22 protein-coding genes are annotated in these 21,525 nt (G+C 41.6%); 5 read left to right on the top strand and 17 right to left on the bottom strand.

Going from position 1 to position 21,525, the window contains the following annotated elements:
• Positions 1-630, bottom strand: a complete 630-nt coding sequence (gene udk / locus A3I9_RS0100505) for a uridine kinase (RefSeq protein ID WP_018377122.1) — start codon at positions 628-630, stop codon at positions 1-3.
• 170 nt (positions 631-800) lie between these two features.
• Between udk and A3I9_RS0100500 the strand changes: the two genes are divergently transcribed.
• Together A3I9_RS0100500 and A3I9_RS12945 are read left to right on the top strand one after the other, a co-directional pair.
• Positions 801-1,883: a DEAD/DEAH box helicase gene (locus tag A3I9_RS0100500; protein ID WP_018377121.1), complete on the top strand. Its 1,083-nt coding sequence runs from the start codon at positions 801-803 to the stop codon at positions 1,881-1,883.
• A gap of 220 nt (positions 1,884-2,103) precedes the next feature.
• The gene (locus tag A3I9_RS12945; protein WP_018377120.1) at positions 2,104-3,297 is read left to right on the top strand and encodes a hypothetical protein; all 1,194 of its coding nucleotides are present in this window, start codon (positions 2,104-2,106) and stop codon (positions 3,295-3,297) included.
• A gap of 128 nt (positions 3,298-3,425) precedes the next feature.
• Here the strand turns inward: A3I9_RS12945 and A3I9_RS0100490 are convergent, their stop codons facing one another.
• The 4 genes from A3I9_RS0100490 to A3I9_RS0100475 all read right to left on the bottom strand — a co-directional run bounded on the left by A3I9_RS0100490 (position 3,426) and on the right by A3I9_RS0100475 (position 7,308).
• Positions 3,426-4,820 carry a polysaccharide deacetylase family protein gene (locus A3I9_RS0100490; protein ID WP_018377119.1) on the bottom strand — a complete coding sequence of 465 codons (1,395 nt, stop codon included), beginning with the start codon at positions 4,818-4,820 and terminating at the stop codon, positions 3,426-3,428.
• Between the two features lie 231 nt (positions 4,821-5,051).
• Positions 5,052-5,435 carry a lactoylglutathione lyase gene (gloA, locus tag A3I9_RS0100485; protein ID WP_018377118.1) on the bottom strand — a complete coding sequence of 128 codons (384 nt, stop codon included), beginning with the start codon at positions 5,433-5,435 and terminating at the stop codon, positions 5,052-5,054.
• Between the two features lie 73 nt (positions 5,436-5,508).
• Positions 5,509-6,279 carry a formate/nitrite transporter family protein gene (locus A3I9_RS0100480; protein ID WP_018377117.1) on the bottom strand — a complete coding sequence of 257 codons (771 nt, stop codon included), beginning with the start codon at positions 6,277-6,279 and terminating at the stop codon, positions 5,509-5,511.
• 336 nt (positions 6,280-6,615) lie between these two features.
• A complete protein-coding gene (locus A3I9_RS0100475; RefSeq protein ID WP_018377116.1) occupies positions 6,616-7,308 on the bottom strand; it encodes a phosphoglycerate mutase in 693 nt (230 codons plus the stop codon).
• Between the two features lie 218 nt (positions 7,309-7,526).
• On the opposite strand from A3I9_RS0100475, the gene A3I9_RS13310 reads away from it, so the two are divergent.
• From A3I9_RS13310 to A3I9_RS0100460, 3 genes are read left to right on the top strand one after another with little or no spacing between them, the layout of a single operon-like run.
• Positions 7,527-8,711: an acetyl-CoA C-acetyltransferase gene (locus A3I9_RS13310; protein ID WP_018377115.1), complete on the top strand. Its 1,185-nt coding sequence runs from the start codon at positions 7,527-7,529 to the stop codon at positions 8,709-8,711.
• 3 nt (positions 8,712-8,714) lie between these two features.
• Positions 8,715-9,875, top strand: a complete 1,161-nt coding sequence (locus A3I9_RS13305; protein ID WP_018377114.1) for a hydroxymethylglutaryl-CoA synthase — start codon at positions 8,715-8,717, stop codon at positions 9,873-9,875.
• Between the two features lie 55 nt (positions 9,876-9,930).
• Positions 9,931-11,199, top strand: a complete 1,269-nt coding sequence (locus A3I9_RS0100460) for a hydroxymethylglutaryl-CoA reductase, degradative (RefSeq protein ID WP_018377113.1) — start codon at positions 9,931-9,933, stop codon at positions 11,197-11,199.
• An 11-nt stretch (positions 11,200-11,210) separates the two neighbouring features.
• Here the strand turns inward: A3I9_RS0100460 and A3I9_RS0100455 are convergent, their stop codons facing one another.
• From A3I9_RS0100455 to A3I9_RS0100400, 12 genes are all read right to left on the bottom strand, one after another.
• The gene (locus tag A3I9_RS0100455; protein ID WP_018377112.1) at positions 11,211-11,675 is read right to left on the bottom strand and encodes a GNAT family N-acetyltransferase; all 465 of its coding nucleotides are present in this window, start codon (positions 11,673-11,675) and stop codon (positions 11,211-11,213) included.
• Between the two features lie 109 nt (positions 11,676-11,784).
• Positions 11,785-11,913, bottom strand: coding sequence for a hypothetical protein (locus A3I9_RS13785; protein ID WP_018377111.1), 129 nt, complete (start codon positions 11,911-11,913; stop codon positions 11,785-11,787).
• Positions 11,914-11,935: 22 nt separating this feature from the next.
• The gene (nt5e, locus tag A3I9_RS0100445; protein ID WP_018377110.1) at positions 11,936-13,993 is read right to left on the bottom strand and encodes a cell surface ecto-5'-nucleotidase Nt5e; all 2,058 of its coding nucleotides are present in this window, start codon (positions 13,991-13,993) and stop codon (positions 11,936-11,938) included.
• Positions 13,994-14,169: 176 nt separating this feature from the next.
• The gene (gene smpB / locus A3I9_RS0100435; protein WP_018377108.1) at positions 14,170-14,637 is read right to left on the bottom strand and encodes an SsrA-binding protein SmpB; all 468 of its coding nucleotides are present in this window, start codon (positions 14,635-14,637) and stop codon (positions 14,170-14,172) included.
• A complete protein-coding gene (gene rnr, locus A3I9_RS0100430) occupies positions 14,600-16,906 on the bottom strand; it encodes a ribonuclease R (protein WP_018377107.1) in 2,307 nt (768 codons plus the stop codon). The genes smpB and rnr overlap by 38 nt, the downstream gene beginning before the upstream one ends.
• A 50-nt stretch (positions 16,907-16,956) precedes the next feature.
• The gene (secG, locus tag A3I9_RS0100425; RefSeq protein WP_018377106.1) at positions 16,957-17,190 is read right to left on the bottom strand and encodes a preprotein translocase subunit SecG; all 234 of its coding nucleotides are present in this window, start codon (positions 17,188-17,190) and stop codon (positions 16,957-16,959) included.
• A gap of 46 nt (positions 17,191-17,236) precedes the next feature.
• A complete protein-coding gene (gene rpmG / locus A3I9_RS13095) occupies positions 17,237-17,386 on the bottom strand; it encodes a 50S ribosomal protein L33 (protein ID WP_083903891.1) in 150 nt (49 codons plus the stop codon).
• Entirely contained in the window at positions 17,383-18,576 is a 1,194-nt protein-coding gene (locus A3I9_RS0100420) for a multidrug efflux MFS transporter (protein WP_026217267.1), read from the bottom strand. Before A3I9_RS0100420 ends, rpmG begins: the two co-directional genes overlap by 4 nt.
• 139 nt (positions 18,577-18,715) lie before the next feature.
• Positions 18,716-19,306: a dephospho-CoA kinase gene (coaE, locus tag A3I9_RS0100415; RefSeq protein WP_042361573.1), complete on the bottom strand. Its 591-nt coding sequence runs from the start codon at positions 19,304-19,306 to the stop codon at positions 18,716-18,718.
• Positions 19,303-20,124, bottom strand: a complete 822-nt coding sequence (gene mutM, locus A3I9_RS0100410) for a DNA-formamidopyrimidine glycosylase (RefSeq protein ID WP_018377103.1) — start codon at positions 20,122-20,124, stop codon at positions 19,303-19,305. Before mutM ends, coaE begins: the two co-directional genes overlap by 4 nt.
• A 194-nt stretch (positions 20,125-20,318) precedes the next feature.
• Entirely contained in the window at positions 20,319-20,795 is a 477-nt protein-coding gene (locus tag A3I9_RS0100405) for an NUDIX hydrolase (RefSeq protein ID WP_018377102.1), read from the bottom strand.
• A gap of 21 nt (positions 20,796-20,816) precedes the next feature.
• Positions 20,817-21,512, bottom strand: a complete 696-nt coding sequence (locus A3I9_RS0100400; protein ID WP_026217266.1) for a toll/interleukin-1 receptor domain-containing protein — start codon at positions 21,510-21,512, stop codon at positions 20,817-20,819.
• Positions 21,513-21,525: the final 13 nt, after the last annotated feature.

The following is a 21,525-nucleotide window of genomic DNA, read 5'->3' as shown; positions in this document are numbered from 1 at the left end:
CTAACTTCTCTCTCTCAAAATACTTTCAACCTTGGTATTAATTAGGTCAATCGCAACAACATTGGATACTCCTTCTGGAATGACAATATCCGCATAACGCTTGGTTGGCTCGATAAATTGATGGTACATCGGCTTCACCACACTCGTATACTGTTCAATGATACTGTCCAAACTACGTCCACGCTCCTGCATGTCGCGTTTAATCCGACGAATAATCCGAATGTCATCATCCGTATCCACAAACAGTTTGATATCCATCAAGTCCCGCAAGCGCTTATCCTCAAGTACTAAGATCCCCTCTACGATAAAGACATCCTGTGGTTCTTGTAGATAAGTCTTATCACTTCGAGTATGTTGCGTATAATCATAAATAGGAATTTCGACTGCTCTGCCTGCCAACAATTCACTTAAGTGATAAATCATCAAATCCGTATCAAAAGCTAAAGGATGATCATAGTTTGTCAAGACCCGCTCTTCAAAAGTCAAATGCGATTGATTCTTATAGTAAGAATCATGCTCAATCATGGAAATTCGTGCATCAGGAAAACTATCTAAAATTGCTCGTGAGACACTTGTTTTACCTCCACCAGAACCGCCTGTTACGCCAATAATAATCGGTTTTTTCGTCATGCTTACTCCTATAATGTTCGATTAGGTATTACTCCAATTTTCTTTTTCTCATGAGAATAGTACCTAATCCCTAATCCAATTTATTGCTTTTTCTATTTTACCACGAATCATGGTATAATGAAAGATAGAACCAATTCCGCACCATTATAGAAAAGAAAAAGGAACCCAATATGTACCACGAATTTCCAGCTATCTGGCAAAAACAATTACAAGAATTTGGATTTACAGAACCTACTCCTATCCAAGTTCAAGCCTTCGCTCCGATTACAGAGGGAAGAAATCTTCTAGGAATCAGTCCTACTGGAACTGGCAAGACGCTTGCCTACCTCTGGCCTAGTCTCTTACAATTGCAAGCTAAAAAAGCCCAACAACTACTTATCCTATCCCCAAACACTGAACTGGCAGGACAGATTTTTGATGTCTGTAAAACTTGGGCAGAACCCCTTGGCTTAACTGCTCAACTATTTCTATCAGGTTCTAGTCAAAAACGACAAATTGAACGCTTGAAAAAAGGACCTGAAATCCTCATCGGCACTCCAGGACGGATTTTTGAACTCATCAAACTGAAAAAAATCAAGATGATGAATATCAACACCATCATTCTGGATGAATTTGACGAGCTCTTTAGCGACTCTCAATATCACTTTGTAGATAAAATTCTTCATTACGCTCCTCGTGATCATCAACTCATCTACATGAGTGCGACTGCCAAATTTGATACCAATAAAATAGACGATGATATTCTGACCATTGACCTCACTCAACAACCACTGGATCATATCCAGCATTGCTATATGATGGTCGACAAGCGAGATCGTCTCGATCTCTTGCGAAAATTCTCGAATATCCCTGATTTCAGAGCTTTGACTTTCTTCAATAGCTTGTCAGACCTTGGAGCAACGGAAGACAAACTCAGCTATCATCAAGCCAATGTAGTGTCGCTCGCCTCTGATGTCAATGTTAAATTCCGCAAAGTCATCCTTGAACGATTTAAGAATAAGGAAATAGCCCTTTTACTTGCGACCGACTTAGTGGCTCGCGGGATTGATATTGACAATCTAGAATGTGTCCTTAATTTTGAAATACCTCGTGACAAGGAAGCCTACACTCACCGCGCAGGACGAACGGGACGGATGGGCAAGGCCGGCCTTGTCATCACTCTCGTCTCCCATCCAAATGACTTAAAAACATTGAAAAAATATGCCCCCGTCACTGAAATCATCTTGAAGAATCAACAACTTTATACTGTTTAAAGCAGTCCTTGTGGCTGCTTTTTTTCTGCCAATTTGGATTATCAAGCCGGTTTCTAAGTTTTCACCCCACAGTCGAATAAAATTTGATAAAAATTTTTAAAAAAGTTTAAAAAATTTTTCACTCCCCTCCTTCTGGCAATATGCTTGCTATACGATATGGTAAAGTAAGGCTGTCAAGAGGATTTGACACTATTAAAAATTTTTAAAGGAGTTTTCGATTATGAAAAACCAGGCATTGTTTTCGAAAATCACACTTGCATCAACAGTAGTACTTTTAGCTACTGGAGTAGTAGCACCCTCCATCGGAGCAAAAGTGACCTTTGCGGATGATACAGCTATCACTGAGAAGGACAAAGTTCTAACCCCAGCAGAGATTTCTGCTATGTATAAAACAGTAACCGCAGCTTTGGACGAATATAGTGCAAAATGGGATGAACTAAAAAGACGACCTTATCAAACTCAATTGACAGACGAACAGCTAAAAAAACTTGAACAAGAGCTGGCTGAGCATGAAGCTAAGGGCCAAGTACTCTATCAGCGACTAAATGCTATAGGAGAAGAAGTAAATAAGTATGCTCGACAATTTTATGCAGAAGATGACCCTCGTTTTGGCATAACTAGTAGCTTAGTTAGATATGATATTACCTATGCAGAGGTTTCTGACTATATCTACTATGATGCAAGTCAGAACAGAATTACGGCACTTATTTTGCCTGACGGTACTAATGTTTTAAACACAGACGGTGTTTTCTATAAACATCCTGTTACCATGTTTGTGTGGGGGTGGTCAGAGTACAAAGCTAAACACGGCTCCATTCCTAAAAAATCGGCCAACACCCCTGCTCCAACACCGTCAACAACTGTCACACCAAGTCCAACAACCACAACTGTAAGCACGACGAAACCGACAACTACAACTGTCAGCACAACAAAACCAACAACTAAGGCTACTACAACGCAGACAACAAAAGCTACAACGAAACCAGTAACGAAATCGACAACAAAACCAACCACTCAGCTGAGCGAAGTCTACCGCCTCTACCACGCAGGCTTGAAAGTTCATTTGTACACAACGGATAAGAATGAACACAAGATACTCCAAACGAGAGGTTGGAAATCTGAAGGAATCGCTTGGAAGACCGAAAAAGAAAAGGGTGAACCTGTCTACCGCTTGTATCATCCAGTTATTAAGTACCACTTCTATACAAAAGATGCCAATGAGTACAAGGTACTTGGTACCCGCGGATGGAAACAAGAAGGCATTGCCTATCGCTCATCAGGAACTGTCCCTGTTTATCGTCTCTACCATGCAGGTTTAAGAAAACATCTCTTCACAAAAGATGCCAATGAGTACAAGGTACTTGGTACCCGCGGATGGAAACAAGAAGGAATCGCTTGGTACGGCCAACCGTAGAGCCAAAAAAAGACCATCATCTCTCACTAGAATGATGGTCTTTTACTTTTTTAACATACTACTATAGAATCTTTCAAACCAGTGTAGCTGCCTTTGAATCTATTAGTAGATTCTTTCAAACTAGGGGCCTATTGAGCAGGTCTCGCACTTGTCCGATCATAATACACATATTGTGGATTTAAATTTTTTCCAACTAAATCCGTCATCGTCCCAGTCGTCAATCCTTGTGATTGAAGATACTGTAAGACGGGTTCCAAAGCATCTGCGGTTGGCGCATGGATATCGTGCATCAGAATGATGCTACCAGGTTGTGTATTGGCCTGTACCACACTTAAAATCGCTTGCGGGTTGCGACTTTTCCAATCTAAACTATCCACAGACCAATAGATTGCGGGCAAATTCATCGTATTCATGACCATCTGATTGACAGCTCCATAAGGTGGACGCATCATAGTCGGACGTTTTCCAATCGCTTTTTCAATCGCCACCTGTGTCTGCTCCACTTCTTGCTTCACTTGTTCAGGCGGTAACGTTGTTAAATTCGGATGACTCCATGAATGGTTTGCGACCTCATGACCTTCTGCCACCATCCGTTTCAAAATGTCCTCATTTCCAGCGATATTTTGACCCAAAATAAAGAAGGTTGCTTTGGCATTATACTTTTTCAATAAATCCAAAATTCGCGTAGTTGTGGCTGGATTTGGTCCGTCATCAAAGGTTAATGCAATCATTTTTTCTTGAGCTTTACGTGCCTTTTCCGCTTGGTATTCTTCATATTTCTTTTGGTCTTCTGCTGCTAAATACGAAATATCTAATACTTCAAATAAGTCTGAGATATTCAGAGAAAGAGTTGCTATTCCGATTTTTTGCTCAGGCAATACGAGACTCAATTGGCTATTTTCATAAGAAAACGCCAACTCTCCTAGATTAAGTTGTTTTACCTTTTCAACTGACGCAGTAACTTGATCCGCTGGTAGTACTTTTTCTTCCAACACTTTTTTCACTTGGTTGGCTATCACTTCCTTGACAGCATCCTTATTGGTAAATAAGCGGTCAAGAGTAAAGACTTGCAGGTCTTCTGCTATCAAAATTGACGGAGTGCGCTCACTTTTCTCTTCAGAAATTTTAAAATGATCCATCTCAAAGCGGTGAGTGACCAACTCTAGCTGCTTCACCTTGCTGAAATGGGTATCCAGTTCCTGCGGTACCACAAATAAGAACTCATCAATCTTCCCAACAGGTTTGCGCTCCCCAATCAATTCTCGTACATGACTCTGCATCGCCTCTCCCATTGTGGCGATTCGCTCTCTTTTTTCATTGGTAGGAACATAAGCTATGACATGCGTACTACCAACATTTCCTTCTTGCAGAACATATTGATTGTTAGGTGCTAAGGCTGTTCGTTTCTCATGAAGAAAATCAGTAACTTGTCTCTCTTGCCAGACTGCCATCAAGTATTTCCCTGCTCCAACTATCAAGGCAAGCAATAATAAGTTTATTAGAATCAATCCTATCTTTTTCATTCATTCCATCTTTCCAAAAAAACTCTTATCTATTATCCTATTATATTTATTGTTTTTTGTCAATCTATCTCAAATTTAGCAAATTTTTATTTCAACATTCCATTGGATAGCTTACCTGCCTAATTCTGTCAGCCTAAAAACTAATCGCACTTATTTTTATGATCAATAACAGACAAACAAAAAACAGCCCAATTGGACTGTCGTTTATTCTGCGCCTCTGACCTGTTTCATTTAGTCAGCACGAATCACTTCTACACGGTAACCATCTGGATCTGTAACAAAGTAATAATGTCCTGGATTTCCAGGGAGACCAGAAAGATCTGTCGTTGGATAACCAAGAGCTTTGTGTTTTGCATTATCCCCTTCTAAATCATTAGAAGACAAGGCCAAGTGAGAAAAACCATCTCCAACTACATATGAACCATGTCCATAATTATACGTCAATTCAATCTCGAATTCATCGCCTGGTAACGCCATGTACACCAAGGTAAATTTATGTTCAGGATAGTCCTTGCGACGTGTTACCTCGAAACCAAAAGCTTCTTCATAGAACTTTTGTGATGCTTCTAAATTTTCAACACGCAGACATGCATGCAACATTTTAAGACTAGCCATAAAAACCTCCTCAATTTTTGATAAGAATAGTATATCATAAAAAGAAGCCTACCAACTACTGATAGGCTTGCTTTTAATGCGTGCTTTTTTGACCATAGACAAGGTAGTAAAATAGGCTAACAAAAACTGCACCACCGATAATATTTCCCGCATAGACAAAGACAAAATTTTGTAAAAATTCCAACCAAGTCGCTCCACCTTCAAAAATAGCAGCTGGAATCACAAAGGCATTAGCCACGCTGTGCTGGAAACCAATCGCAACAAAAGTCATCACTGGAAACCATGTCCCTAGTATTTTACCCGACGCATCCTTAGCGCCATAGCAAAGCCACAAAGAAAGACCGACAAACCAGTTACAGCCAATTCCAGAAATGAAAGCTTGCAGAGGATTTGCGGCAATCTTAGCCTGCGCTACTGCAATGGTCTCTTCCAGATAGTGCCCTGAGGCTGTAAGACCAACTACATGACCGAAGAAATACGCCACACAGATTGAACCAATCACATTGAAAATAGTGATAACAAGCCAGTTTTTAGCAAGATCCGATAGGGAAATTTTCTTCGCAAAAAAGGCAGCAGATACAGCCATCATGTTTCCTGTAATCAATTCTCCACCAGCTAAAAGAATGACAATCAAACCAATTGGAAAGGCAGCTGCTCCGACAACACCGGCAAAATGTCCCAGCGTATCCATCCCCGCAGCAGCAATACGAATATAAAGAAGATAGCCCAAACTAATCATAGCCCCACCAATAAAGCCTAAAATGGCTTTTTGCAAAAAAGTTTTTTCGATTTTGTGCTCGCCTGTATGAATCGTCTTTTCTAAAATTTCTTCTGGTGTAAACATACCATTTCCTTTTCTATTACTCTATTACCGTTACTATTATATCAAGAGAAAAAAAGATTGCAATACTTTTCACAAAGAAAAGATAATTTATTGATAGTATCGGATGCTAGAATCGAATGTGAAACATGGTTAACCCAAACATTACCAGCTACTTAGTTTTTCCTAACTCTCTCATTTCTTGGAGCTAGGCTGAAACAGTCCCCCGGACTAACTAGCTCTCTCTCATTTCTTGGAGCTAGGCTGAAACAGTCCCCCGGACTGTTTCACTCCCCTAGATTATTCATTTCGGGCTCAAAAAAACAGCCCGGACTGGGCTGTTTAAGCAATTTTTATCTATTATTTTCCAAGGTAGTATTCTGCAGTGACGTTTAATTTTTCGTCAAATTCGAAGACAAGTGGTGGGAAGTTAGGGATTTCGACATCCATAATTTCGTCATCAGACAATTGTTTGATGTGTTTTACAAGGGCACGAATTGAGTTCCCATGTGCACCTACAAACACGTTTTTACCATCTTTAAGAGCTGGCGCAATTTTATCTTCCCAGAATGGAAGTGCACGTTCCAAAGTAACTTTCAAGTTTTCTGCATCTGGAATAACAGAATCGTCAAGGTGTGCATAACGACGGTCAGTGTGTGCTGAATGTTCATGATCTTTAGCCATCATTGGTGGCAAAGTATCATATGAACGACGCCAAATGTGAACTTGCTCATCACCAAATTCTTCTGCTGCTTCTGCTTTGTTCAAACCAGTTAAACCACCGTAGTGACGTTCGTTCAAGCGCCATGATTTTTCAACTGGAACCCAAAGTTGATCTGCTGCTTCAAGTGCCAAATTTGTTGTTTTGATCGCACGTTTCAAGACAGATGTGAAAGCAAGGTCAAACTCAATACCTGCTTCTTTAATCAAAGCACCAGCATCAATTGCTTGTTGTGTCCCTTTTTCTGACAAATCAACGTCTGCCCAACCAGTGAAAAGGTTAGCTTTGTTCCATTCTGACTCACCGTGGCGAGCGAAAACCAATTTTACCATTCGTATTCTCCTTTAAATTTCAGGCTTTAGCCTTTTTACTCCTCTATTTTACACAAAAAGCATAGAAAAAGCTAGCCTTTCCTAGTGCTGATTGCGTTTTCATCTCTATTTCTTAAAAATAGGTCTAAAGTCTGAGAATATTTCTTCGATTTTCATGGTAAAAATGATATAATGGTAAGGTTGAAAAGAAATATATATACTAGAACATGGGAGGAAAAATGAAAAAAGTTGCGATTGTCTCTGCCTATCGCTCAGCAATTGGAAGCTTTGGTGGAAGTCTAAAAAACAGCAAAATGGCTGAACTAGGCGCTCAAGTTCTTCGCTTCGCACTAGAAAAACAACATATAAATCCCACTTTAGTAGAAGAAGTTATTTTTGGGAACGTACTAGGTGCTGGTCAAGGACAAAATATTGCCCGTCAAATCGCGCTGAAAGCTGGTATTCCTGAAACCAGTTCTGCCTTCGTTGTCAATAAGGTTTGTGGTTCGGGACTAAAATCAGTTCTGCTAGCTGCTCAGTCTATCCTCTTGGGTGACCAAGATGTTGTGGTTGCAGGTGGCATTGAACTAATGAGTCAGGCTCCCTACCTGTCAACAGACAGCCGTTTTGGTAAAAAATTAGGCAATATCCAGTTAGAAGATAGTCTTTTGAAAGATGGCTTGACCGATGCTTTTAGTGGACTTCATATGGGTATCACCGCTGAAAATATTGCGGAAAAATATCAGATTTCACGTGAAGCGCAAGATGCTTTTGCACTTGCTAGTCAAGAAAAAGCACTCAGAGCGGTAACGACTGGACGATTTGCAGATGAAATTGTTCCTTTGACTGTAAAAGTCGGACGTGAAGAGCGTCTCTTTGATACAGACGAGTATCCTCGCCAAACATCACTCGAAAAGCTCGCTGCATTACGCCCTTCCTTTAAAAAAGACGGGACCGTTACTGCTGGCAATGCTTCAGGTATTAACGATGGTTGTGCTGTCGTCGTCTTAATGTCTGAAGAAAAAGCTACTACGCTAGGCATTCAACCACTTGCTTATATTGAAGCTTATGCAACTAGCGGATTGGATCCTGCCTATATGGGCTTAGGACCGATTGAAGCCAGTCAAAAAGCGCTACAAAAAGTAGGTAAAACCATTGTAGACATGGATCTTGTCGAGCTCAATGAAGCCTTTGCAGCACAGGCTATCCCAGTTATCGATGAATTAGGAATTTCCTCTGAAAAAGTAAATGTCAATGGAGGGGCAATTGCCCTTGGTCATCCAATTGGAGCAAGTGGTACCCGCATCCTCGTCAGTTTGATACACGAATTACAAAAACGGAAAGGTCATTTTGGCCTCTGCTCCCTCTGTATTGGTGGGGGTCAGGGGATTTCACTGATTATTTCCAATGCACAAAAAGGATAAGTTATGAATATTGGTATTGATAAAATCGGCTTTGCCGCACCGAATTATGTCTTAGATTTGGCAGATTTAGCGGAAGCACGATCTATTGACCCTAATAAATTTAAAATTGGTTTACTTCAAAGTCAAATGGCTGTTGCTCCTGTGACACAGGATATCGTGACACTAGGTGCACAAGCCGCACAAGCTATTTTAACAGAAGAAGACAAAAAACAAATTGACATGGTCATTGTAGGAACTGAATCCAGTATTGACCAAAGTAAGGCATCGGCCGTCTTCATTCATGGCCTATTAAATATCCAACCCTTTGCCCGCTCTATCGAAATCAAAGAAGCCTGCTACGGAGCTACTGCAGGTTTGAGTTTAGCTAAAAGTCATATCGCACAATTTCCAAACTCTAAAGTCCTAGTGATTGCCAGTGATATTGCCAAATACGGCATTGCGTCAGCTGGTGAGTCTACTCAAGGGGCAGGAGCCGTTGCCATGCTTGTTGCGGCTGATCCACACATTCTCATTTTGAACAATGATAATGTGTGTCAAACCCGTGATATCATGGACTTTTGGCGTCCAAATGATGATAAGTACCCTCGTGTAGACGGGAAGTATTCGACAGAGCAGTACACCGACTGTCTGACTACAACCTTTACGGAATACCAAAAACGGACAGGGAAGGTCTTAGCCGATTTCGCAGCCATGTGCCTCCATATTCCTTTCTCAAAACAAGGACTAAAGGGTCTTCGTGCCATTGCTCAAGACGACCCCGAAACTCTGGATCGCCTGACAGAACGATTCTACGAAGCGATTGTTTACAACCAAATCGTTGGGAATATCTACACAGGGTCTATCTTCCTATCACTTCTTTCTCTTTTGGAAAATAGCGCTGCTTTGAAGACAGGAGATGAAGTCTTGTTTTATAGTTATGGTAGTGGTGCCGTCTGTGAAATCTTTAGCGGACGACTTGTAGAAGGTTACCGTGAGAAATTGCGGAATGACCGTCTTGCAGAATTGCAAGAACGCACAATTCTGACTGTCTCAGAATACGAATCAATTTTCTTTGAAGAAATTGATATAGACGAGAACGGAAATGCGGTAAACCTTCCAATAGACACTACAACTTTTGCACTTACAGGCATCCAAGATTACAAACGGATCTACCGCATAAACTAGCCACATCAAGCCAGTTGGCAAATCCAACTGGCTTTTTCCCTATAAAGGAGACCTTATGTCCACATTTTCAGGATTTTATAAAAAATCACGTCAAGAGCGAATAGACCTTCTTGTGCATGAACGCGCGCTCTCTGAAGAAAGTCTTGCCATTCTCCAACAGGACCATAATCTGCCAGAGACGATTGCAGGAAAGATGGCAGAAAACCATCTAGGAACCTTTGCTCTCCCATTTTCTGTTGTTCCTGAATTTTGGCTCAATGGCCAGGAATACAGCCTTCCAATGGTAACAGAAGAGCCTTCTGTTGTGGCAGCCTGTTCACTTGGAGCTAAAATCATTGGAAAATCATCTGGATTTACAGCGACTATTCACGAACGCCTCATGATTGGTCAAGTAGCTCTCTATGATATTCCAAATTCCGCAGAAGCCAGACAACAAATCCTAGCCGAAACAGATACCATTTTAAACCTTGCGAATCAAGGCCACCCGTCTATCGTCAAACGTGGAGGAGGCGCACGGAAAATACAGGTAGAAGAAAAGGACGAATTTCTGATTGTCTATCTATCTGTTGACGTCAAAGAAGCCATGGGGGCCAATATCCTCAATACTATGTTGGAAGGGATGAAGGATTATTTGGAAGATTTGACAAAGGGCAAGGCCCTCATGGCCATTCTTTCCAACTATGCAACAGAATCCTTAGTTACAGCCGAATGCCGAATAGCGATTTCAACACTTGCTACCAGCTCCGCCATTGCCCAAGAAACAGCTGAAAAAATTGCCTTAGCAAGCCGTTTGGCCCAAGTGGACCCTTATCGGGCAGCGACCCATAATAAAGGGATTTTCAATGGGATTGATGCCCTTGTTCTTGCGACTGGGAATGACTGGCGTGCTGTCGAAGCGGGTGCCCATGCCTATGCAGGCCGCGATGGACAATACCGTGGCCTTTCTACCTGGGAGATCGAGGGAGAAGAATTAGTCGGGCAATTGACAATACCACTTCCCATTGCGACGGTCGGGGGCTCCATCGGCCTCAATCCTAAGGTACAGGTCGCTTTTGATATCCTTGGGCAACCTGATGCACGAACACTTGCTGGTTTGATAGCTGCCACTGGCCTATGCCAAAACTTTGCGGCTCTTCGTGCCCTTGTCACAACTGGTATCCAGCAGGGCCATATGAAACTCCACGCCAAATCACTCGCTATTCTGGCAGGTGCAACTGAGGCTGAAGTAGACACCATTGCCCAGCAACTCCGCAAAGAAAAACACACCAATCTCGAAACCGCAAAAAGATTGCTCCAACTATTGAGACAAGAAAAAGAGGCCTAAGCCTCTTTTTCTCATAAGCGAATTTCCATCTGTGTTTGTTGAGCAGTCATTCCCATTTTTTCGTAAAATTGTAAAGCACCTTGGTTGTCATTCCAGACGTTTAAGGTCAGATGATAGCAGCCAATTTCTCGAGCATAATTCAAAGCGAATTGATAGAGTTGTTGTCCAATCCCTTTTCCACGCGCAGTCTGCACCACACAAAGGTCCTCAATAAAAAGTGCCTTAACAGGTTTTCGGACACTATCATCTGGTACACGAATCTCACAGAAGAGATGCCCCAAGACCTGCCCATCTTCTTCATAAACAAAAACTGGGCAATCCGGCTTTTCCAATACTTCTTTCAAATCCTCCTCACTAAACTTCTGTCCTTGAGCCTGGAATAAGTCAGGACGTGCTTCATGATGGACCAATAAAATTTCTTTTAATAACTCTTGAAGGGCTGGAATATCTGCTTCTCTTGCTGGACGAATGCTCATTTGAAATCTCCTTTTTTTGATTTTCATCTTATCACAAATCTGTTTTTTTGTAAAATAGGTCCCAAGACGGATGCACTTCCTAAAAAATCCTGTATACTATAAGTGTATCCTAAAATTTTTCATAAATCTCCTGAACAGCCAGCTCATTTTCTGAGTTGGCTGTTCGTTTTTTATTTAGAACATCAGCAAGTCCTTCATCCCATATAAAATAAGAAAAAAATGATAGCTGTTCTATCATTTTTTTCTTATTTTATATACGTCTAGTCTCGGTGAGACAATTTAAAGACTCCTACACCTGCTAAGAGAATTCCTAGTACAACTAGCCAGATAGAGTTTGTTGCATTGGTTAGTGGCAAAATTTTCTTAGAGCCTTTTTGTCCTGGTTTTGTAGGCACATTGCCATCAACTACTGGTGTCTGACTTGTGGTCGGATTTGATGTGGTGATGGTTGTGTTCATTGTAGTAACTGTCGTAGATGCTGGTGGAGTAACCAATCCGAGGAATTCTTTATAGTCTGGAATCCCATTTTTATTAGCATCTGCTGTTTCCGAAATAGAGATCACCCGTGAATTAGGATTGATAGTAGCATAGTTTTCTAATTTTGCAGTTTTTATGTAGTCTGCAAAGACTGAGTCCATTGATGGACCTTCTGAACGCGCTCCACCAAGCATGGTGTAACCGTCTCCACCTGCGGCCAAGAAATCATTGGTTGCTAGGTAATAAGTTTTTGCAACATCAAGATTTTGATAGGACTGACTAGCATGGTCCCATACTTGAATCCCTAGAATACGTTTCTCCACTGGTAATGTTGTATCATAGTACACTTTGGCGCCGGATACTTGCAAGAAACCACCACTAGCTTCAAGGAGAGGTTGTCCATTCTCATCAAGAACAGGCGCGCCATCCTTCACTTGTTGAACAGAACTCAATGATTTTTGGAACATTTCTTGAATCTGCTGACCAGTCACTTGAATTTGAGAAATACTATTTCCAAATGGCAATACAGCAATAATGCTACCTTTAGTAATTGGAGCATCTTTGGCCAGGGTTTCACGAATTCCACCACCATTTGTTACAGCAAGATTACTTGGATGAGCAAATCCTGTTTGCCCATAAGCAAAGAGAGCATCTGTTATCAAGTTGCCAAGATTGGTTTCGCGCACACGTACATGTTCTCGTTTCCCGCTCAATTCAACAGGGTTCGTATCACGTACTACTACGGCATTTTCAGCATCATACTTTGCTTTGATATCTGCAACTAGTGCTGCAATTTTTGGATCGGCTTCATAGGCCTGTCCTTCTGCTGTCGTAATAAGGCCAGCTGATAAGACTTTCTCAGAATTCAAGGTCACCTTTCCGACATTATTGAGATAACTACCTGTTTGATTGTAAGTTACATTCCCATAAGTAGCCGTGCTTACTGTATGAGAATGCCCATCTAACACCACTACTTTTTTATTGGCTAATTGAGGATTTTCTGAAAGGTTTTGTGCCAAGGTAGACCCTTGCCATTCAACTGGTGTAGTAGAATCAATTCCTAAGTGGGCCAAAATGACATAATTCTTGTATTCCTTGCCCTCAGCTTTTGCACGCGCTTCAACTTCCGCAATGACTTTATTCACTTCAGAAATTGGGTCCGCAAAGGTCACACCATTGACATTATTAGGGTGAGTTTTGGTAGAAGTTTCGGGAGTTGTGACCCCAATCACTACAACTTCGTCACCTGTTACCTTGGTATCCTTGTCAATAATTGTAGAGGCTTCAAATAAACGAGCTCCGTTGACATAGGTATTGGCACTAAGAAGCGGGAAGTTTAGCAACTCTTTGTAACGTGTCGCCTGCTCAAGTGTAAAGTCAAATTCGTGATTTCCCACAGCCATGGCATCGTAACCAATCTCATTCATAATACGTGCCATATCTTCACCCTTGGTACTATTGGAAATTGGAAGCCCTTGGAAAGCATCCCCTGCATCCAACACCAAAGTTGTTCCCTGTGCTCTACTAGCTGCTACAATGCTGGCTAATTTCGCCATCCCAATGACCGATTTTTCTTCCACAATCCGTCCGTGAATATCATTTGTGTGCAAAATAGTCATAATAGGAGCTGCATCATTTTCTAACAACGTCTTAGGCGTAGTGTTTTCAACGGGTGCAGGAGTTGTAGTGGCGGCAGTTGATGCACTAGATACGGTTTTGCTAGTCATCGTTGTACTGGCAGTTGTCGTAGCTTGCTCATCTGTTGCATAAGCAACTGTATTAAGAGCAACAGTTGACAGCAATAGCGTCGACAAAAGGGAAAGGGCTGCTGTTTTCTTCATAACGTCCTCCATTTACTGGTTAATAAAACAAATCGGGCGACTATAAAAGCGCTTACTGTTATTATATCATCTCTCAAAGACTTTTGCACCCCCAATTTGGGGGGATTCCTATTATTTTTTTCGAAAATTAAAAAAGCAGGTCCTCCAGCATTCAACATCTGGCTCCCTGCTTTTTATCATCGGTTATTGACTGCTTTCATGGTACGTCGTAAATCGCGATCTTGTTCGCGGCGTTTGATCGATTCACGCTTATCATAATCGTGCTTTCCTTTGGCAAGGCCAAGTAAGACTTTAGCAAAACCATCCTTGATGTAAACCTTTAGTGGGACAAGGGTCATTCCTGTTCCCTTCACCTCTCCCTCTAACTGAGCAATTTGCTTCTTGCGTAGAAGGAGTTTACGGGTCCGTGTCGGATCTTGATTCCAGATATTGCCTTCATCGTAGGGAGCAATATGGACATTCACCAGCCATGCTTCCCCTCCTTTGATTTGGGCAAATCCATCTTTTAGATTGATTCTAGCTGCGCGAACAGATTTGATTTCCGTTCCAGTCAAAACAAGACCTGCCTCCACCGTATCTACAATTGTATAATCATGACGTGCTTTTTTATTTTGCGCGACGACTTGTCCTTCGCCTTTTGCCATGCTTGCCTCCTTTTTTGACTACTTCTTTGTAAAATTTCTTCTTGTCTGTCTTACGGACAGAAATCTTTTTCTCAGACAGGCTTCTTTTTTTCCGATTACCCTTTTCTTTAAGATTTTTCCTCGTTTTCTCAACCACATCCAGATCAGAAGGGAGGTGAACAAAATCAATTTCTCCCGTTAATTTGTCTGCTTTCGTCAATTTCACCCGAATTGGCTGTCCCACACGAAATAGCAAACCAGACTTTTCTCCATGTAGGCTTAAAGTACGCTCATTATAATGGAAATATTCTGGTAGATTGGTCACATGAATGAGACCTTCTACTGTATTTGGTAACTCGACAAAGAGACCAAATTTCACGACGCTTGAGATGACACCGTCAAATTCCTGACCAACAAACTCCTGCATATACTCAGCCTTCTTCATGGCTTCTACTTCACGTTCTGCCTCGATGGCGCGACGTTCCAAACTAGATGTTTGCTTAGCAATTTCTGGAATCACTGCTTCAAAGTGTGCGACTTTTTCCTCTGTCAACTGACGATATTCTCTTATCATACGATGAACCAACAAGTCGGGATATCGGCGAATTGGACTGGTGAAGTGAGTATAAAACGCTGCTCCCAGCCCGTAATGCCCATGATTGTGCTCTGAATAGCGAGCCTGCTGCATGGAACGTAGGAGCATCATGCTCAACACATCTGCAAACGGCTCGTCTTTGATCCGCTCCATCAAGTCCTGCAAAGCCTCTTGGCTAATCGAGTTGGCAGTTCCATAGATTGGCAGACCAAATGAACGAGCATAATCAATGAATTTCTGTAATTTTTCTGCCTTTGGCTCCTCGTGAATCCGATAGATAAACGGTAATTCCTGCTTAGCAAAGGCTTCTGCCACTGTCTCATTGGCTGCTAGCATGAAGGATTCAATCATGCGTTCTGCCACACCACGTTGGCGTAGAACGATATCCACTGGCAAACCTTCCTTATTGACCAAAATCTTGGCTTCGCTGGTGTCAAAATTCAATGCCCCACGACGAATCCGCATAGCTTCCAAGGTCGCATGAAGTTTTGCCATCAGATGAACACTTGGCACAATAGCCTTGAATTGCGCTAGCTTTTCTTCATCGCCTGCCAACATATCGTTGACATCTGAGTAGGTCATACGAAAGGTTGTATTGATGACCGTTTGCCCAATCCAATACTTGACGACACGGCCCTTTTGGTCAATTTCCATGATGGCTGATTGTGTCAGGCGGTCCACATTTGGATTGAGGGAACAAATTCCATTTGACAGACGCTCTGGTAGCATAGGGACCACTCGATCTGTCACATAAACAGAAGTTCCACGACTAAGGGCCTCCTTATCCAAGGCAGAACCTTCCGTCACATAATAAGACACGTCCGCAATGTGAACACCCAATTCAAGATTGCCATTTTTCAGTTGCTTGATATGAACCGCATCATCCAAGTCCTTGGCATCCGCTCCATCGATGGTAAAGGTAATTTCCTCTCTTAAGTCCAAACGGCCTTTCATATCCGATTCAGACGGCGCATCAGGGACTTGGTTTGCCTCAGCTAGAACAGCTTCTGGGAATTCTGACACGATATCCATGGATTCTAATACTTCGAGAACATCAATTCCCGCATCGTCTTTATGGCCCACTACTTCACGCAAGGTCGCAATGAAATAGTCGTGTTTCTTACTAGGATACTTGTCAATATCTACCTTGATAATCTCTGTACCATCAAGGACTAGTGGAGATTTCTTGACATAGATCCGCTGGCTGATTTTCTGATTTTTTGATTTAATATAGCCTGCATATTTGGGCTTTTCCTCATCTAATACCAGGAGCCCCACAGCTGACTTGAGGGCATGTTCCAAAATGTCAATGACTTTGGCTTCTGCTGCGGTCCCTTTCATTCGGTCAGCTACCTTCTTGATGATGACTTCAACCGTATCCCCTTCAATGGCATGATTGACATCATTTCGCCCAACAAAAAGATCGTCTTCTTCCTCATCTACCGTCACGAATCCAAAGCCATTTTTATGAGATCGAAAAATTCCCGTCACTGTCGGTTGTTTCTTTTCTTTCTTGGCAGGCAGGGCCACCTTTCCTTCACGAGTAAACACGAGGTCACGCTGACTTTCCATCTTGGAAATCAATTTGACTAATTCTGTAAATTCCTGTGCCCTCGTTGCTCCCAGGGCATCTGCCAACTGATCCATCTCTAATGGACCAGTCGTTTCTAATAATGTTTTTATTTGTTGTTTCATATTTTCCTTTACTATAAAAAAGAGCCAAGAACAAGTCCCAGCCCTCATATTTATCTACTTGAAATAATCACTAAACCAAACGCAATCAATAGCCATAAGAAGACTAAGACAGCTGTTAAACGTTGCATCACAGCTTCAAAGCCACGAGCTTTTGTACGTTCAAACAAGGCACCAGCTGACGCATCAAATACATTGCTAGATTGGTTTTTAGCTGGTTGCATGAAAATCACAACAACCAATAGGACAGACAAAACTAAAAGGATGGTTAATAGAACTTGATACATATTTCTTTCACTTTCTTTGATAACTCGTTATAGTATACCATAAAATTTATTTAGTTTCAACATGGAGTGTTACTTTTCTTTCTTTTGGACAATATTTCAAGACTTCAATCTTTTGTGGATGGGTCTTACTATTTTTACTGGTCAGATAATTCTTACTCCCACATTGGGAACATTGCAGGTTAATTTTTACTCTCACGCGATTTCCTTGACTTTCAAATATTTTCTAAAATTGATAAATGACCAAATAAGGTTCACTGCCACTAAACAAGACGTTGCATAAAAGACCCAACGGTAGCCAAAATACGCTGCTACGCTCGAACCTAGCATTGGTCCCAAGACACTTCCCATATAGGTAAAGGTTTGGTTGTAGGAAAAAATGCGGGCCATTCCTTCCTTGGGCGTCAACTTCGTTAAGAGGGAATTCACAGATGGCAACAGTGCCCCCGTACCAAATCCATATAAGAAACGGATAATCCCAAGTTGCAACGGTGTGTTAGCATGAGCACAGAGCCAGTACATCAAAAAACTATAAGCTAAAGCTGTCAGCAAGAGACGATGATTCCCTATACGGTCTCCAATTTTCCCTAAAAAACCAGAACTCATAATAGAGGAAATCCCCATCGCAGAGGTAATCAGCCCCGCCACAAACATGAGATTGCTGGTCTGACCTAGATGACGAATATAAAGGGTCAAAATCGGAATAATCGACTGGGCAGACGTCTGAATGATCATACTTGTCACAAACAAGCCCAGTAGAATTTTTCTATCCTTCACACGAGCTAAGACTTCTTTCATCGGCATTTCCTGCCCCTTTTCAACTGGTGTGAAATCTTCCTTGATATAGAAAATGGTCAATACTGTTAAAACAGCTAAGAGAAACCCAACAATCAGAAAAACATTTCGCATCCCAAATGTGTCTGCCAATAAGCCTCCTAACAGGGGTCCCATCAGATTGCCTGTCACAAGGCCTGTTGATAAGGTTCCCAAGGCATAGCCTGCACGGTGACGTGGTACCTGACTAGCAATCAAAGCTGTTGAATTGGCGATATAACCAGCAAAAATCCCTGTTAATAGCCGCAAGACCAAGAGCCAGAAAACATTAGGAACAAAGGCCAAGCCTCCCATGGTAAAGAGCATAAAGGCCGAAGCGCGCACCATCATTGGTTTATTTCCATAACGGTCTGCCAAACTCCCCCAGATAGGCGACATGATAGCTGATGCTAAGGCTGTGATAGACACTGCTAAGCCCGAGTAAAATTCAATCTGACTTCCACGCGCACCTAGCTCCTCTACATAAAGAGACATAAAGGGCATGACTAAGGAAAAACTCGCACCTGTTAAAAAATTCCCCAACCAGGCAATCCGTAAATTCTGTTTCCAATCTATTTCGCTTAAAATACTATCATCTTCTTTCCAATATTTCCTTTGTCATCACTAATAGATGGCAGCTGAAACTTTTTTCAAACGTACCTATTATATCACAAAATAAAGAAGAACTTCCGTCAAAAGTTCCTCCTTATTGGATTTATTGTAACTGTTGCAATTGGATTTGAACCTGTCCTGTCAAATCTGCTAAGCTTCCATTATTGTCTATTAGAACATCCGCGTAAGCCCGCTTCTCTTCCAAGAGCATCTGCGCATGAATACGCTGGTTAGCTTCCTCATAACTATAGCCATTCCGGGACATCAGACGTTGTACCTGTGTCTCTTTTTCTACATACACCAGCCAAATCGCATCAAACCAATCTTGGTACCCCAATTCAATTAAAAGCGGGATATCCATGAAAAAAACATCCTCTGTCTGGGCCAACTTATCTCTTCGAGAAGCCAATTCTTCTCGAATAATTTGATTTTGCAAGTCTGATGATACTTTTAAATTTTCTGGACTAGAGAAAATCAGTTGCGACAATTTGGGGCGATTAAGATTGCCTTCATCATCTAAAATCTCTTCACCAAAATGAGCCAGTAAGGCCTGATAGAGCTTCCCACCCTTGGCCTGCAAATCATGCACGACCTGATCTGCATCAATAACCCGATAACCTGCCTGACGAATGGCTTCAACAACAGTTGATTTTCCCGAAGCAATCCCACCTGTAAGACCAATTATTTGACTCATAGTTTCTGACACTTAGGACAGAAATGACTGCCCCGCCCTCCTACTTGTTTTTTCTGAAGCGGAGTGCCACACCGCGGACATGGCTCTCCCTTTTTTCCATAGACCTGTAAATACTGCTGCATGGTTCCATCTTCGCCCAAGGCATTACGATAGGTGCGAATGGTCGAACCACCCTTTTCAATTCCCAACTGCAAAATCCGAATCGTCTCATCGTGCAGACGTTTGATTTCCGCCTTTTTGAGACTGCTCGCCACACGCTCAGGATGGACCTTACTGGCCCAAAGCACCTCGTCCACATAAATATTTCCCAGACCTGCCACTAATTTTTGCTCCAAAAGGAGTGGCTTGATAAGTTTTTGGGACAAGCCTAAAGCCCGCTCAAAGGAAGCCAGTTTGAACTCTTTCGCGTTTGGTTCTGGACCGATTTTCTTCCCTTTGAAATAGGGCTCTACTTCTGATGAAGCAAGTAGTTCAAAAGTCCCGAATTTCCGGACATCCTGATAGACCAAGGTTGCCCCATCTGTGAAATGGAAGAAGACATGAAAATGTTTATTATCAGGAATCTCATCTTCAAAGAGGAGGTATTTCCCCTCCATCCGCAAGTGAGAAATCAACACCAATTGCCCCATATCAAGGAGCAGATATTTTCCACGGCGTCGGACTGATTGAATGCGTTGACCTGCCAAAGCCAATTTGAATTCATCCGTATCCATCTTGACCATCTTGGGGACACGGACTTCAACGTTTGTAATCTCTTTTCCAACCACCAAGCGTTCCAACCCTCGTCTGACCGTTTCCACCTCTGGTAATTCTGGCATAAATTAAGATACATAGCCGTTAAGCAAGACACAGAAAAATAGGAAGATGGTACAGGTACTTGCACCTAGGATATCTTACCTTTTTCCAATCCTTGTAGGCGAGTTCAGTTGAGCTCGCTGGCTCGCTCCTTTCTCTCTTCTTTCTATACACCATTCTACCAAAAAAGCCGAGCCAAGCCCAACTTTTCATTCATTTAATGCCCAAGCGCAAAGGTATTTGTGAAATATTCTTCTAGCATCAGGCGGTGTTTGGTAGATACGGATTCTAGTTGTGCGATTTCTTCTCGTGAGAAAAATTGCAATTTGAGGGTTTCTTCATTTTGAAAGTTCTCAATCCTAATGTCAGAAATTGCTCTCAATTCATAAATGAAGACAATCGTCTGCACACTGTCGCCATTTGGATAGGTTTCTTCAAAGTTAGTATAAACATTAAGAAAACGAATCGGCTCAACTTCAATACCTGTTTCTTCAAAAAACTCACGTTTGGCTGTATCTACCGAACTTTCTCCCAACTCCATGGCACCACCAGGAATCGCCCACGTTTTCTTATCCCCACGAAGTTGCATTAAAACCTTGCCCTCATCATTAACCAAGATTCCACCAGCAAAATTGAGAATAACCTTATCATGCCCCACCTTAGAACGAATGTAGGAAATGTAGTCTTGGTTCATGTGTTCTCCTCCTAAATGCCATCACCCTTTTAGTCTCTTAATTAGTTGCTTAGCAAATAATAATGCAATTTCATCAGAACTATACGAGTAAGAAGATATTACTTGAATATCTCCAACTTCGGGATATTTATCATGTAAATCATCATGAGAAATATTATGAATTATAGGCAAAATTAATTTTTGTCCCTCGCTAGTTTGTCTAGTTAAAAACTCATTTAACTCCTTTTCAGTCCACTCTCTATCAAAAAAATTTTCAGAAATGACAATAATTGCAAAAGTTGCTTTCTTTACACCATCTAATATGCGTTGCTTCCAATTATCTCCCCACTCTAAAGAATTCTTATCATAAAAAATATTGACACCTAACTTCTCCAAAGAACGGTTTAATTCATCAACAAAATCTAATTTATCTTTGTTTGCATGTGATAAAAAAACATCATAGGTAGAGGTAGTTTTGTAAGACATATTTACTTCTCTCATTTCTTTAGTTCTCTCATAAGAGTAACCATCTTTTAAAACTTGGAGATCATAAGGCATGTTATCAGCCCAAGTTACTGAAATCAATCCAGCTTCTTTTAATTCTTTAAAACATCCTCGAAGGATGGTATCGTCTTTTCTATTCAACTTTTCAAATCGATTACGCCAGTAATTATCCGTATCCTCATTATCAATGATATCTTTTAAAACTTGCTCTGCTTCTAGTGATACTGCCATCATTCATCTCTTTCTA

Origin of the sequence: Streptococcus ovis DSM 16829, from assembly GCF_000380125.1 — a bacterium.
Taxonomy (GTDB): Bacteria; Bacillota; Bacilli; order Lactobacillales; family Streptococcaceae; genus Streptococcus; species Streptococcus ovis.
Note: the sequence above shows the minus strand (reverse complement) of the source record. Positions and strands in the feature narration are given on the sequence as shown.